This is a genomic window from Citrobacter sp. Cu096, from assembly GCF_030332285.1.
GTDB lineage: Bacteria > Pseudomonadota > Gammaproteobacteria > Enterobacterales > Enterobacteriaceae > Citrobacter > Citrobacter meridianamericanus.
On sequence record NZ_JAOWID010000018.1, the window covers coordinates 301519 to 316084 of the forward strand.

Below are 14566 nucleotides of genomic sequence, written 5' to 3' on the forward strand. Positions count from 1 at the left end.
TTTCCGGATGTGACGCTTTTGCATCGCATCCGGCATTTCACAGATACAAAGCCGGGAAAATCAAATTTTCCACCCCGCGCTCGCGCAATTTTTGCGCGAGGATCTCCACATCCTCCGGCGTGGCGCTCGGCCAGTCTTTTGCTTCGCCGTATACTCCGTGCGCATGAAAGGCATTCAGTCGCACCGGCACGTCACCTGAACGTATGATAAACGCCGCCAGCGCATCGATATGCTGGAGATAATCCACCTGACCAGGAATAATCAGCAGGCGCAGTTCCGCAAGTTTTCCTTGCCCGGATAGAAAGGTAATGCTTTGTTTAATCAGCGTGTTATCGCGACCAGTCAACTGACGATGACATGCGCTATCCCAGGCTTTTAAATCGAGCATCACGCCGTCGCACACCGGCAGCAATCTTTGCCAGCCGGTTTCGCTCAGCATGCCGTTGCTGTCTACCATGCAGGTCAGGTGTTGCAACTGCGGATCGGTTTTGATCGCGCTAAACAGCGCCACAATAAACGGTAGCTGGGTCGTCGCTTCGCCGCCGCTGACCGTAATTCCCTCAATAAACAGTGCTGCCTTGCGAATAGACTGCAGCACCTCATCAATGCTCATGGTCTGCGCCATCGGCGTAGCCTGCTGTGGGCACATGTGCAGGCAGGTGTCACACTGCTGGCATACGTCGGACTGCCACCACACTTTTCCTGCACTCAGGCTGAGTGCCTCATGCGGGCAATGCAGGACACACTCCCCGCAGTCATTGCAGCGTCCCATCGTCCACGGATTGTGGCAATTTTTACAGCGCAGATTGCACCCCTGCAGAAACAGAGCCAGGCGACTGCCCGGCCCGTCGACGCAGGAGAAAGGGATAATCTTACTTACCGAAGCGCATCTGCTGTTCATGGCTAATCACGCGAGGTTGTCGTTCCAGAATGCGCGTATTGCGCGCGGCTTCTTCGCCCAGCCAGGTTGTGTTGGTGCGAGAACCTGCGGCGCGATATTTTTCCAGATCCGACAGGCGCACCATATAACCGGTGACGCGAACCAGATCGTTACCGCTCACGTTAGCGGTAAATTCACGCATCCCGGCTTTAAACGCGCCGAGGCATAATTGCACTAACGCCTGGGGATTACGCTTGATGGTTTCATCCAGCGTGAGAATGTCGCTGATACCGGCGTGATAATACGCGTGATGCGGCGCAACGGTCTGCAGGTGAGTGATCGGGTCCGGTTCATCGCCGTAGGGCAGACGTGCGCCCGGCGTGGTACCGATGTCAGAACTGATCCCCGACTGTGCATGCAGCATCGCGCGCTGATTCCAGCCATATTTCACTGGCGTGCTTTCTACAAATTCCGCCAGTTGGGCGCTAATGCGATAGCCAAGCTGATTGGCAAACTCATCTTTCCCGTAACGCGCGCATTGCCCTGCTTTTTCACACAGCAGATTTACCGCCTCCGCCAGGCCATACATACCGAACATAGGCACAAAACGTTTGGGATCAATCAACCCTTCCTGCACCAGGAAGCTATTCTCAAAGAAATGTGATTTTTCATAGAGGAATTCACATCGTGCATCAATGATGGCGATTTGCTGCTGGCAGTAGTGCGGTAGGGTGCACGTAAAGAAGTCATCGACAGAGGTGCTGCGCTCTGCGATGGCTTTCAGATTGAGCCTGACCAGCGTACTTCCGCCGCCAGCCAGCGGCAGTGAGTTGTAACAACTGACGACGCCGTAGTGGCCTTTTGTGAAAATTTTATCATTTTCAGGGCCGTTGGAAATGTGTGGTTTACTGCATTCACAGATATTTTTCGCCACGTTAAGCAGCAGATCGTCAGGGGTGATTTGCGGATCATAAATAAAAGTAAGATTAGGTGAAACCTGCTTTAACTCTGCATCTGCGCGTAAAATTGCGCGTGTAATCGGCGTGTCGGCTGGACCAATGTTGGCATGCATAAAAGCATCTGGAAGGGTGCGGTCGAGATAACGCCAAAAACGTTTTATTCGAATATCGATCTCATCTTGTGTTAGAATTCTAACATATGGTTGCAGTAGAGCATCGAGCTGACCGAGATAGACCGGCATCGACGTTACTGACGGAACGTGATGGTACAGGATGGTGAGTAAGGATAACGCGTCATCAAGATCCTTTGCTCCTTCCAGCTCCAGCCATGATGAACCGTTGGCCAGAAAACGCGCGTAGTCGGGTAAAACATAACGCGGTTTGAACGGGGCATGGCCTTCGTACATATCGCAGATCACCCCGTCATCCAGCGCCTGGCGTGCTTCAGCAGGCAGTTGCGGGTAAGGCAGTGCGTTTTCAGCCTCCAGCGCCAGAAAGTGGCGTTTCTGCTCAGGGCTGAGCACCGGACTGGTCACGATTTGTTGGCAACGCTGTTGCAGCGCGAGTTCGCTTGAAGTGGGCATCGTTGATTCCTTTTTATCCCGAAGGTGTAACGCCATTGTAGAAAGCAACGTCGCTACAACCTTTGATCCGGATGCGCTTGATGCCACCGCATTCCCTCTGGAAAGGTGATTTATTTGAAGTGGATCTCATTAGAGTAATGCAAATCTGTATGTGGTTTTCATTAACTGTGATGTATATCGAAGTGTAATCGCGAGCGGATGTTAGAATACTAACAAACTCGCAAGGTGAAATTTTATACGGCGACGCCGTTGGAGAATGTTATGACCGATTTAACAGCAAGCAGCCTGCGCGCACTGAAACTGATGGACCTGACCACCCTGAATGACGACGACACCAATGAAAAAGTGATTGCGCTGTGTCATCAGGCGAAGACCCCGGTTGGCAACACTGCCGCAATCTGCATCTATCCGCGTTTCATCCCGATTGCGCGTAAGACTCTGAAAGAGCAGGGTACGCCGGACATCCGTATTGCCACCGTCACCAACTTCCCGCACGGCAACGACGACATCGAGATTGCGCTGGCTGAAACCCGCGCGGCGATTGCCTACGGCGCGGATGAAGTTGACGTGGTGTTCCCGTACCGTGCGCTGATCGCCGGTAATGAGCAAGTTGGTTTCGATCTGGTTAAAGCGTGTAAAGACGCGTGTGCGGCGGCAAATGTGCTGCTGAAAGTGATCATCGAAACCGGTGAGCTGAAAGAAGAAGCCCTTATCCGTAAAGCGTCTGAAATTTCCATCAAAGCCGGTGCTGATTTCATCAAAACGTCTACCGGTAAAGTACCGGTCAATGCGACGCCGGAAAGCGCACGCATCATGATGGAAGTGATCCGTGATATGGGCGTTTCTAAAACCGTTGGTTTCAAACCCGCTGGCGGCGTGCGTACTGCAGAAGATGCACAGCAGTTCCTGGCGATTGCTGACGAACTGTTTGGCGCTGACTGGGCAGATTCCCGCCATTACCGCTTTGGCGCATCCAGCCTGCTGGCGAGCCTGCTCAAAGCGCTGGGTCACGGCGACGGTAAGAGCGCAAGCAGCTACTAAGTTTGAATTGCCCATCGTAGGCCGGATAAGGCGTAAGCCGCCATCCGGCATCAATACGACTAGCCGGGGAGCGCACTGCTTACCCGGCCCATAATCGGGAGGTTACCGTGTTTCTCGCACAAGAAATTATTCGTAAAAAACGTGATGGTCATGCGCTGAGCGATGAAGAGATTCGTTTCTTTATCAATGGGATCCGTGACAACACCATCTCTGAGGGGCAAATCGCCGCCCTGGCGATGACCATTTTCTTCCACGATATGACAATGCCTGAGCGTGTTTCGCTGACTATGGCAATGCGTGATTCAGGAACCGTGCTGGACTGGAAAAGCCTGCAACTGAACGGCCCGATTGTGGATAAACACTCTACCGGCGGCGTGGGTGACGTAACGTCACTGATGTTAGGCCCAATGGTCGCTGCATGCGGCGGTTATATTCCGATGATCTCCGGGCGTGGCCTGGGACATACCGGTGGCACGCTCGATAAACTGGAAGCCATTCCAGGATTTGACATTTTTCCGGACGACGCCCGTTTCCGTGAAATTATTAAAGACGTGGGTGTGGCGATTATTGGGCAAACCAGCTCGCTCGCACCGGCGGATAAACGTTTTTATGCTACTCGCGATATTACTGCGACGGTGGATTCCATCCCGCTGATTACTGGCTCCATCCTGGCGAAAAAGCTGGCGGAAGGGCTGGATGCGCTGGTGATGGATGTGAAAGTAGGCAGCGGCGCCTTTATGCCGACCTACGAGCTCTCTGAAGCCCTTGCCGAAGCGATTGTCGGCGTGGCGAATGGCGCGGGTGTACGTACCACCGCGCTGTTAACCGATATGAATCAGGTGCTGGCTTCCAGCGCGGGTAATGCGGTAGAAGTTCGCGAAGCGGTGCAGTTCCTGACAGGTGAATACCGCAATCCACGTCTGTTAGACGTCACCATGGCGCTGTGCGTGGAAATGCTGATCTCCGGCAAGCTGGCGAAAGACGATGCCGAAGCTCGCGCGAAATTACAGGCGGTGCTGGATAACGGTAAAGCGGCAGAGATTTTTGGTCGCATGGTTGCAGCGCAGAAAGGCCCGACCGATTTCGTCGAGAATTATTCGAAGTACCTGCCAACGGCAATGCTCAGCAAAGCGGTATATGCTGATACCGAAGGTTTTGTCAGCGCGATGGATACCCGTGCGCTGGGTATGGCGGTCGTTTCCATGGGCGGCGGTCGTCGTCAGGCCTCGGACACCATTGATTACAGCGTTGGCTTCAGCGACATGGCGCGTCTGGGCGACAGCGTAGACGGACAGCGCCCGCTGGCGGTGATCCACGCCAAAGATGAAGCCAGCTGGCAGGAAGCGGCGAAAGCGGTCAAAGCGGCAATTAGCCTTGACGATAAAGCGCCAGAAATTACGCCGACAGTCTATCGTCGTATTACCGAATAACTGTATACTGATCTGATCGCTTTTTTGCGGCGCAGATGTATGGAGAACAAGATGAAACGTGCATTTATTATGGTGCTGGACTCCTTTGGTATTGGTGCGACTGAAGATGCGGATCGCTTTGGCGACGTAGGCTCAGACACTATGGGACACATTGCAGAAGCCTGTGCGAAAGGTGAAGCTGACAATGGTCGCAAAGGTCCACTGAATCTGCCTAACCTGACCCGTCTGGGCCTGGTGAAAGCTCACGAAGGCTCTACAGGTAAAATTGCTGCCGGCATGGACGGTAATGCGGAAGTGATTGGTGCTTACGCCTGGGCGCATGAACTCTCTTCCGGAAAAGACACGCCGTCCGGCCACTGGGAAATCGCCGGTGTACCGGTTCTGTTTGACTGGGGTTACTTCTCCGATCATGAAAACAGCTTCCCGCAGGAACTGCTGGATAAGCTGGTAAAACGTGCCAACCTGCCGGGCTACCTCGGTAACTGCCACTCTTCCGGTACCGTGATTCTGGATCAGCTGGGTGAAGAGCATATGAAAACCGGCAAGCCGATTTTCTATACCTCCGCTGACTCAGTGTTCCAGATTGCCTGTCACGAAGAGACTTTTGGCCTGGATAAACTCTACGAACTGTGCGAAATCGCCCGTGAAGAGCTGACCGAAGGTGGTTACAACATCGGTCGTGTTATTGCGCGTCCGTTTATTGGTGATAAAGCCGGTAATTTCCAGCGTACCGGTAACCGTCACGACCTGGCCGTTGAGCCGCCAGCACCGACCGTGCTGCAGAAACTGGTCGACGAGAAAGACGGCCACGTGGTTTCCGTTGGTAAAATCGCGGATATCTATGCGAACTGCGGCATCACCAAAAAAGTGAAAGCTACCGGTCTGGACGCGCTGTTCGACGCCACCATCAAAGAGATGAAAGAAGCGGGTGATAAGACCATCGTCTTTACTAACTTCGTTGATTTCGATTCTTCCTGGGGCCACCGTCGCGATATCGCCGGTTATGCCGCAGGTCTGGAACTGTTCGACCGCCGTCTGCCTGAGCTGATGGAGCTGGTGGGTGAAGATGACATTCTGATCCTGACTGCTGACCATGGCTGCGACCCGAGCTGGACCGGAACAGACCACACCCGTGAACACATTCCGGTACTGGTTTACGGCCCGAAAGTGAAACCCGGTTCTTTAGGTCACCGTGAAACCTTCGCGGATATCGGCCAGACGCTGGCGAGCTACTTTGGTACGTCGCCGATGGACTACGGTAAAAACATGCTGTGATACCCGTTGTCTTTCGCGCTGTAGATGCGTTGACTTTGTTCGCTCACCCCGGTCACATAGTTAATCTATGCTTCCGGGGATTCACGAATTCGTCGCTTTCCTACAACGCGAAATCCTTTGGGTATTCTTCTCAATTTTAATAAGGATAAATTGATGGCAACTCCACATATTAATGCAGAAATGGGTGATTTCGCTGACGTCGTATTGATGCCGGGCGACCCGCTGCGTGCGAAGCATATTGCTGAAACTTTCCTCGAAGATGTCCGTGAAGTGAACAACGTTCGCGGCATGTTAGGTTTCACCGGTACCTACAAAGGCCGTAAGATCTCCGTAATGGGCCACGGTATGGGTATCCCATCCTGCTCCATCTACACCAAAGAGCTGATCACCGATTTCGGCGTGAAGAAAATCATTCGCGTAGGCTCCTGTGGCGCCGTGCGTATGGACGTCAAACTGCGTGACGTGGTTATCGGTATGGGTGCCTGCACCGATTCCAAAGTTAACCGTATCCGCTTTAAAGATCATGATTTCGCTGCTATCGCTGACTTCGACATGGTGCGTAACGCTGTTGATGCAGCAAAAGCGCTGGGCGTAGACGCGCGCGTAGGTAACCTGTTCTCCGCTGACCTGTTCTACTCTCCGGACGGCGAAATGTTCGACGTCATGGAAAAATACGGCGTGCTGGGCGTGGAAATGGAAGCGGCGGGCATTTATGGCGTTGCGGCTGAATTTGGTGCGAAAGCGCTGACTATCTGCACCGTGTCCGACCATATCCGTACTCACGAGCAGACCACTGCCGCTGAACGTCAGACGACCTTCAATGACATGATCAAAATCGCGCTGGAATCCGTTCTGCTGGGCGATAAAGAGTAATGTTGTTTGTGCCCGGTGGCGCTGCGCTGACCGGGCTTAACATTGTTCTCGCAGGCCGGATAAGGCGTCGCCGCCATCCGGCATTTTCAGGCCTGCGCTTAACGCACCGCGCCGGCAATCCATGCCGACAGCTCGCGTAACTCTTTTTCTTGCTCCGGGAAATCAACCAGCAGCGCCTCGCACTCCTGTTGCAGCATATCCGCACGGTACAAGCATCCTTGCAGACGACCCGCCAGCGCTTCTAACGGCGCGGGATTGAGACTGTCGGTAAACACCTGCGTACGCGTGATATGCCCTTTTTCAACGTCGAAATGCAGTTCAACGCCGCCCCAGGTGAAACGCTCGTCCAACAGGTGCGAGAAGGCTGGCGCCTGACCAAAGTTCCACTCCCAACTGCTCTGGCGGGCAAAGGTTTCGGCAAAGTTCGGCAGATCCGGCGCTTTGTCCGGGGAGATAATCTCGGCTTCTACGCGTTTGTCGTAGTGGGCGAAAAAGGCCTCCGTGATGGCCTGACAAACCTGTTGATGAGTGATGCCCGGTAATAGCTCGGTCAAATTTGCCACGCGCGAGCGAACTGAAGTGATGCCTTTGGCGGCAAGTTTCTTTTTATCGGGATTGAGATAGTTTGCCAGGCGACTGAGATCGGCATTCAGCAATAGCGTGCCGTGGTGGAATCCACGGTCTTTCGTTTCACGATAAGCAGAACCAGAGACTTTACGATCGCCGTCCGGCGTTTTCACCACCAGATCGTTACGCCCGGAGGCTTCAGCTTCTACGCCCAGCATATTCAGCGCATTGAGGACTATCGCGGTGGAGATAGTTTTGTCGTATTCCGGTTTCCCGGCCATAAAGGTAAAGCAGGTATTACCTAAGTCATGGAACACCGCGCCGCCGCCGCTGCTGCGACGGGCGAGTCGCACGTTATCTTCCTCCATCCGGCGGGTGTTGCACTCTTTCCACGGGTTTTGCGCCCGGCCAATCACCACCGTATCGGCGTTCCGCCATAAGAACAGGACGCGCTGCGTGGCGGGCATCTGGCGAAAAATGCACTCTTCAACCGCAAGGTTAAACCATGGATCGTAAGAATCGGAGATAAGCAGGCGTAGTGTGGACATAGCGATTTCCTTTTCTGATTAATCTTTATCTTCGTCCTGCACCGGTTTGTTAGCGGTCAGCAGGAAAGGGGATTGCTGCCAGCGAGTACGCTTGCCTTGCAATAAAGTACGGGTGAGCACCACGCCAATTGCCAGTGACAGAAGCAGCATCAGGCGCAAGATGTTGGTGGTGTTATCTACCTGCTTGGCTTCAGTGGCAAGCGTATGGGTATCCAGCGTCAGGCGCAGATAGCCCAGTGGTCCATTTTTTCCCTGAATGGGTTCGACAATTTGCTGGTTAAAATAGCCCCCGGCTTTTTTACCGTCGAGCGCCAGTCGGTCACGAACGTTGACACTCTCACCGGTGCGCGTGATCAGGTCTCCCTGCTCATCGTACACGCCCGCATCCAGAATACGGCTACTCTCCGTCAACTGGGTGAGCACCGTTTTAATGCGCTTTTCATCCGGCGTTTCGGTACGCATCAGCGGGGCGACGTTTAACGCGACCTGGCGAGCCAGCGTGCGGGCCAGCTCTTCAAGCTGCGGATTACGCTGCTGCTGGTGGCTTTGACTGAACCAGGATGCGCCTTGCATCAGCGCGACGAGCAGCGCAAGGCAGGACAATACAATCACTGCACGATGAAGTCGGAATTTCAGTTTTGTGCGAGCCATATTCCACCTGCTGAAAATTTGAGACTTAATGTTGCCAGAAGCGCTGGTTACAGGGTAGCCTCATGCGTTATTTTCCCCTGATGATTCCGACCCGAACGATTTTACAGGAGCTTTAATGCCTAACATTACCTGGTGCGATCTACCTGAAGATGTCTCTCTGTGGCCAGGTCTGCCTCTCTCTTTAAGCGGTGATGAAGTCATGCCGCTGGATTACCACGCAGGCCGCAGTGGCTGGCTGCTGTACGGTCGTGGGCTGGATAAACAGCGTTTAACGCAATACCAGAGCAAACTGGGCGCGGCGATGGTGATCGTAGCGGCGTGGTGCGTTGAGGATTATCAGGTGATTCGTCTGGCGGGCTCGTTAACGCCGCGTGCGGCAAAACTGGCGCATGATGCCAAACTGGATGTTGCCCCGCTGGGCAAAATTCCGCATTTGCGCACGCCGGGTTTGCTGGTGATGGACATGGATTCAACGGCTATCCAGATCGAATGCATTGATGAAATTGCCAAACTGGCCGGGACCGGTGAAATGGTTGCCGAAGTCACCGAACGCGCGATGCGCGGCGAGCTTGATTTCACCGCCAGCCTGCGCAGCCGCGTGGCGACGCTGAAGGGGGCTGATGCCAACATTTTGCACCAGGTGCGAGAAACATTGCCGCTGATGCCTGGCCTGACTCAGCTGGTGTTAAAACTGGAAACGCTTGGCTGGAAAGTGGCTATTGCTTCCGGCGGGTTTACTTTCTTTGCCGATTATCTGCGTAACAAGCTGCGCCTGACGGCAGCTGTGGCGAATGAGCTGGAGATCATGGACGGTAAATTCACTGGCAACGTGATCGGCGATATCGTCGATGCGCAGTATAAAGCCAGTACGCTGACCCGCCTGGCGCAAGAATATGAGATCCCGATGGCGCAGACGGTGGCGATCGGCGACGGTGCCAACGATCTGCCGATGATCAAAACGGCCGGGCTGGGCATTGCGTATCATGCGAAACCCAAAGTGAATGAAAAGACGGAGATTACTATCCGTCACGCTGACCTGATGGGCGTGTTCTGCATTCTCTCTGGCAGCATGAATCAGAAATAATGAGGTAAAACGTGGCAAAAGCTCCTAAACGCGCCTTTGTTTGTAATGAATGCGGGGCCGATTACCCGCGTTGGCAGGGGCAATGCAGCGCCTGTCAGGCCTGGAACACCATAACCGAGGTGCGTCTTGCCGCGTCGCCAACGGTGGCGCGCAACGAGCGACTCAGCGGCTATGCCGGAAATGCAGGCGTCGCAAAAGTGCAGAAGCTCTCTGACATCAGCCTTGAGGAACTGCCGCGTTTTTCTACCGGATTCAAAGAGTTCGACCGCGTACTCGGCGGTGGTGTGGTGCCCGGCAGCGCCATACTGATTGGCGGTAACCCCGGCGCGGGCAAATCAACGCTGCTGCTGCAAACGCTGTGCAGGCTTGCCGAGCAGATGAAAACCCTGTACGTCACCGGCGAAGAGTCGCTGCAACAGGTGGCGATGCGCGCGCATCGACTTGGCCTGCCGACAGCGAACCTGAACATGCTGTCGGAAACCAGTATCGAACAAATTTGCCTGATCGCTGAAGAAGAACAGCCGAAGCTGATGGTGATCGACTCCATTCAGGTGATGCATATGGCGGACATTCAGTCTTCGCCGGGCAGCGTGGCGCAGGTGCGTGAAACCGCAGCTTACCTGACGCGCTTCGCCAAAACGCGCGGCGTGGCGATTGTGATGGTCGGCCACGTCACCAAAGACGGTTCTCTGGCCGGGCCGAAGGTGCTGGAGCACTGTATTGACTGCTCAGTATTGCTCGACGGTGACGCCGATTCGCGTTTCCGCACTCTGCGTAGCCATAAAAACCGTTTTGGCGCGGTGAATGAGCTGGGCGTCTTTGCCATGACCGAACAGGGGCTGCGCGAAGTTAGCAATCCCTCTGCAATCTTTTTAAGCCGTGGCGATGAAGTCACTTCCGGTAGTTCGGTGATGGTGGTCTGGGAAGGCACGCGCCCGCTGCTGGTAGAGATTCAGGCGCTGGTCGATCACTCAATGATGGCAAACCCGCGCCGCGTGGCGGTTGGTCTGGAACAAAACCGTCTGGCGATTTTGCTGGCGGTGTTGCATCGTCATGGCGGCTTGCAGATGGCGGATCAGGACGTGTTTGTCAACGTGGTCGGCGGCGTAAAGGTTACGGAAACCAGCGCCGACCTGGCACTGCTGTTGGCAATGGTGTCCAGCCTGCGCGACAGGCCGTTGCCGCAGGATCTGGTGGTCTTTGGTGAAGTGGGTCTGGCGGGAGAAATCCGCCCTGTGCCCAGCGGTCAGGAGCGTATTTCAGAAGCGGCGAAGCACGGCTTTCGTCGGGCGATTGTTCCCGCCGCCAACGTACCGAAAAAAGTGCCGGAAGGGATGCAGGTCTTTGGCGTTAAGAAGCTTGCAGATGCGTTAAGCGTGTTTGACGACCTATAATAAAATACCCGCCGTCTTTCCGGCGGCATTGGGTATAACGTTTATTTTTTCAGCAGGAGGCTCTTGTGTCATTTGATTATCTGAAAACCGCCATTAAGCAAAAGGGCTGTACCCTGCAACAGGTGGCGGATGCCAGTGGCATGACCAAGGGATATCTAAGCCAACTGTTGAATGCCAAAATTAAAAGCCCCAGCGCGCAAAAGCTGGAGGCGTTGCACCGTTTTCTCGGGCTGGAGTTTCCACGCCAGCAGAAAAATATCGGTGTGGTATTCGGAAAGTTTTATCCGCTGCATACCGGCCATATCTATCTTATCCAGCGCGCCTGCAGTCAGGTTGATGAACTGCATATCATCATGGGCTATGACGACACGCGCGATAGAAGCTTGTTTGAAGACAGCGCCATGTCGCAACAGCCCACGGTGCCTGATCGTCTACGCTGGCTGCTACAAACCTTTAAGTATCAGAAAAATATCCGAATTCATGCCTTCAACGAAGAGGGCATGGAGCCGTATCCACACGGGTGGGATGTGTGGAGCAACGGGATAAAAACGTTTATGCAGGAGAAAGGGATCCAGCCAAACTGGATCTACACCTCTGAAGAGTCAGATGCTCCGCAGTACCTCGAACATTTGGGGATCGAAACCGTGCTGGTGGATCCCAAGCGGACGTTTATGAGCATCAGCGGCGGGCAAATCCGTGAGAACCCGTTTCGCTACTGGGAGTATATTCCCACCGAAGTGAAGCCGTTTTTCGTGCGCACCGTGGCGATCCTCGGCGGGGAGTCGAGCGGAAAATCGACGCTGGTAAACAAGCTTGCCAACATTTTTAACACCACCAGTGCGTGGGAATATGGGCGTGATTACGTTTTCTCCCATTTGGGCGGCGATGAGATGGCGTTGCAGTATTCCGACTACGATAAAATCGCTCTGGGACAAGCGCAATACATTGATTTTGCTGTTAAGTATGCCAATAAAGTGGCTTTCATCGACACCGATTTCGTGACTACTCAGGCCTTCTGCAAAAAGTACGAAGGGCGTGAACACCCGTTTGTGCAGGCGCTGATTGACGAGTATCGCTTTGACCTGGTGATCCTGCTGGAAAACAACACCCCATGGGTGGCAGATGGTTTGCGCAGCCTTGGCAGCTCGGTTGACAGAAAAGCGTTTCAGACGCTGTTGGTCGAGATGCTGCAGGAGAACAATATCAATTTTGTGCACGTTCAGGAGCCGGACTACGATGGTCGCTTCCTGCGCTGCGTGGAGTTGGTGAAAGAGTTGATGGGCGAGCAGAGATAGTTTAAATGCCGGATGGGGCCGCGCTTATCCAGCCTACAAGTCGCACTAACCTCGTAGGCCTGATAAGGCATCACGCCGCCATCCGGCGCTTAACGGTAATTACTTCGAAATACGTTTGTACTTAATACGCTTCGGCTCCAGCGCATCCGCGCCCAGCGTGCGTTTCTTGTACTCTTCGTATTCGGTAAAGTTGCCTTCGAAGAATTCCACCTTACCTTCATCCTGATAATCCAGGATATGGGTCGCGATACGGTCAAGGAACCAACGGTCGTGCGAGATAACCATTGCACAGCCCGGGAACTCCAGCAGGGCGTTTTCCAGCGCGCGCAGGGTTTCGATATCCAGGTCGTTAGTTGGTTCATCGAGCAGCAGCATGTTGCCGCCAACCTGCAGCAGCTTCGCCAGGTGCAGACGACCACGCTCACCGCCGGACAATTCGCCGACGCGTTTACCCTGATCCACACCTTTGAAGTTGAAGCGGCCCACATAGGCACGGCTTGGCATTTCGGTGTTGCCGATCTTCATGATATCCAGCCCGCCGGACACTTCTTCCCACACGGTTTTACTGTTGTCCATGGCGTCACGGAACTGGTCAACGGAGGCCAGCTTAACGGTTTCACCCAGCGTGATGGTGCCGCTGTCAGGCTGTTCCTGACCGGACATCATACGGAACAGGGTTGATTTACCTGCGCCGTTCGGACCGATGATGCCGACGATAGCGCCTTTCGGTACCGAGAAGCTCAGGTCGTCAATCAACACACGATCGCCGTAGGATTTACGCAGATTGGTGACTTCAACGACTTTATCGCCCAGACGTGCTCCAGGTGGGATAAACAGCTCGTTGGTTTCGTTACGTTTCTGGTATTCAGTGTTGTTCAGCTCTTCAAAGCGTGCCAGACGGGCTTTGCCCTTAGACTGACGGCCTTTCGCGCCCTGACGAACCCACTCCAGTTCTTTCTCAATGGATTTACGGCGAGCCGCTTCCTGAGAGGCTTCCTGGGCCAGACGCTGATCTTTCTGCTCCAGCCAGGAGGAGTAGTTGCCTTCCCATGGAATACCTTCACCGCGGTCAAGTTCCAGAATCCAACCAGCTACGTTGTCGAGGAAGTAACGGTCGTGGGTAATGGCCACCACGGTGCCTTCGAAGTCGTGCAGGAAGCGTTCCAGCCACGCGACGGATTCGGCGTCCAGGTGGTTAGTCGGTTCGTCGAGCAGCAGCATGTCTGGTTTTTCCAGCAGCAGGCGGCACAGCGCGACGCGGCGGCGTTCACCACCGGAAAGATTTTCAATTTTGGCATCCCAGTCCGGCAGACGCAGAGCGTCAGCGGCACGCTCAAGCTGCACGTTCAGGTTATGACCGTCGTGCGCCTGAATAATCTCTTCAAACTTGCCCTGTTGCGCGGCCAGCTTATCGAAGTCAGCGTCCGGTTCGGCGTACTTCGCGTACACTTCATCCAGGCCTTTCAGCGCGTTAACCACTTCAGCAACCGCTTCTTCAACGGATTCGCGAACGGTATGTTCCGGGTTCAGTTTCGGTTCCTGCGGCAGGTAACCGATTTTAATGCCTGGCTGTGGGCGAGCTTCCCCTTCTATATCGGTATCAATGCCGGCCATGATGCGCAGCAGAGTAGATTTACCTGCGCCGTTCAGACCGAGTACACCGATTTTGGCGCCAGGGAAGAAGCTCAGTGAGATGTTTTTAAGAATATGACGTTTCGGCGGAACGACTTTGCCGACACGATGCATGGTATAAACGAATTGGGCCACGTTGGACTCGCCTCTATGTTTATCCCGTCATACTTCAAGCCGCAGATACGTTGGCTGTGTCGTTCACCCCAGTCACGTACTTTTGTACGCTCAGGGGATTCACTTGCTCGCCGCCTTGCTGCAACTTGAATTATTTAGGGCTAATTATTGGTAAATAGTTATCAAAGGCGAAGTGTAGCCTTTTTCATTGTCCAATCCCAGCCAGCAGATCTCACTCG

12 protein-coding genes are annotated in these 14566 nt (G+C 54.1%); 7 read left to right on the top strand and 5 right to left on the bottom strand.

The window, feature by feature from the left end:
• Positions 1 to 37 precede the first annotated feature (37 nt).
• Entirely contained in the window at positions 38 to 901 is an 864-nt protein-coding gene (locus tag OGX99_RS02905) for a YjjW family glycine radical enzyme activase (RefSeq protein ID WP_151224524.1), read from the bottom strand.
• The gene (locus OGX99_RS02910) at positions 873 to 2423 is read right to left on the bottom strand and encodes a YjjI family glycine radical enzyme (protein ID WP_286542627.1); all 1551 of its coding nucleotides are present in this window, start codon (positions 2421 to 2423) and stop codon (positions 873 to 875) included. Before OGX99_RS02910 ends, OGX99_RS02905 begins: the two co-directional genes overlap by 29 nt.
• 261 nt (positions 2424 to 2684) lie before the next feature.
• Here OGX99_RS02910 and deoC point away from each other — a divergent pair, with 261 nt between their 5' ends.
• The 4 genes from deoC (at position 2685) to deoD (ending at position 7042) form a co-directional block, all read left to right on the top strand.
• Positions 2685 to 3464, top strand: a complete 780-nt coding sequence (gene deoC, locus OGX99_RS02915; RefSeq protein WP_137376109.1) for a deoxyribose-phosphate aldolase — start codon at positions 2685 to 2687, stop codon at positions 3462 to 3464.
• A 107-nt stretch (positions 3465 to 3571) separates the two neighbouring features.
• Positions 3572 to 4894, top strand: a complete 1323-nt coding sequence (gene deoA, locus OGX99_RS02920) for a thymidine phosphorylase (protein ID WP_187253697.1) — start codon at positions 3572 to 3574, stop codon at positions 4892 to 4894.
• Positions 4895 to 4945: 51 nt separating this feature from the next.
• Complete coding sequence (deoB, locus tag OGX99_RS02925) at positions 4946 to 6169, top strand: phosphopentomutase (RefSeq protein ID WP_003019037.1); 1224 nt, start codon at positions 4946 to 4948, stop codon at positions 6167 to 6169.
• Between the two features lie 153 nt (positions 6170 to 6322).
• Complete coding sequence (gene deoD / locus OGX99_RS02930; protein WP_000224864.1) at positions 6323 to 7042, top strand: purine-nucleoside phosphorylase; 720 nt, start codon at positions 6323 to 6325, stop codon at positions 7040 to 7042.
• Positions 7043 to 7140: 98 nt separating this feature from the next.
• Here the strand turns inward: deoD and lplA are convergent, their stop codons facing one another.
• Complete coding sequence (lplA, locus tag OGX99_RS02935) at positions 7141 to 8157, bottom strand: lipoate--protein ligase (protein WP_210904415.1); 1017 nt, start codon at positions 8155 to 8157, stop codon at positions 7141 to 7143.
• Positions 8158 to 8175: 18 nt separating this feature from the next.
• Positions 8176 to 8808 (bottom strand): YtjB family periplasmic protein, encoded by a 633-nt coding sequence (locus OGX99_RS02940; RefSeq protein ID WP_151216676.1) that lies wholly within the window; start codon positions 8806 to 8808, stop codon positions 8176 to 8178.
• A gap of 115 nt (positions 8809 to 8923) precedes the next feature.
• Between OGX99_RS02940 and serB the strand changes: the two genes are divergently transcribed.
• The 3 genes from serB (at position 8924) to nadR (ending at position 12581) form a co-directional block, all read left to right on the top strand.
• A complete protein-coding gene (serB, locus tag OGX99_RS02945; RefSeq protein WP_003019027.1) occupies positions 8924 to 9892 on the top strand; it encodes a phosphoserine phosphatase in 969 nt (322 codons plus the stop codon).
• A gap of 11 nt (positions 9893 to 9903) precedes the next feature.
• Positions 9904 to 11286, top strand: coding sequence for a DNA repair protein RadA (radA, locus tag OGX99_RS02950; protein WP_001728171.1), 1383 nt, complete (start codon positions 9904 to 9906; stop codon positions 11284 to 11286).
• 65 nt (positions 11287 to 11351) lie between these two features.
• On the top strand, positions 11352 to 12581 hold the full coding sequence (gene nadR / locus OGX99_RS02955; protein ID WP_126319332.1) for a multifunctional transcriptional regulator/nicotinamide-nucleotide adenylyltransferase/ribosylnicotinamide kinase NadR: 1230 nt from the start codon (positions 11352 to 11354) through the stop codon (positions 12579 to 12581).
• A 99-nt stretch (positions 12582 to 12680) separates the two neighbouring features.
• Here nadR and ettA read toward each other — a convergent pair whose 3' ends face one another.
• A complete protein-coding gene (gene ettA, locus OGX99_RS02960; RefSeq protein ID WP_003019019.1) occupies positions 12681 to 14348 on the bottom strand; it encodes an energy-dependent translational throttle protein EttA in 1668 nt (555 codons plus the stop codon).
• Positions 14349 to 14566 lie beyond the last annotated feature (218 nt).

Bases quoted from the DNA above. Each gene is read 5' to 3' on its own strand.
- OGX99_RS02905 (WP_151224524.1), bottom strand. From the start codon at position 901: ATGAACAGCAGATGCGCTTCGGTAAGTAAGATTATCCCTTTCTCCTGC.
- OGX99_RS02910 (WP_286542627.1), bottom strand. From the start codon at position 2,423: ATGCCCACTTCAAGCGAACTCGCGCTGCAACAGCGTTGCCAACAAATC.
- deoC (WP_137376109.1), top strand. From the start codon at position 2,685: ATGACCGATTTAACAGCAAGCAGCCTGCGCGCACTGAAACTGATGGAC.
- deoB (WP_003019037.1), top strand. From the start codon at position 4,946: ATGAAACGTGCATTTATTATGGTGCTGGACTCCTTTGGTATTGGTGCG.
- deoD (WP_000224864.1), top strand. From the start codon at position 6,323: ATGGCAACTCCACATATTAATGCAGAAATGGGTGATTTCGCTGACGTC.
- lplA (WP_210904415.1), bottom strand. From the start codon at position 8,157: ATGTCCACACTACGCCTGCTTATCTCCGATTCTTACGATCCATGGTTT.
- OGX99_RS02940 (WP_151216676.1), bottom strand. From the start codon at position 8,808: ATGGCTCGCACAAAACTGAAATTCCGACTTCATCGTGCAGTGATTGTA.
- serB (WP_003019027.1), top strand. From the start codon at position 8,924: ATGCCTAACATTACCTGGTGCGATCTACCTGAAGATGTCTCTCTGTGG.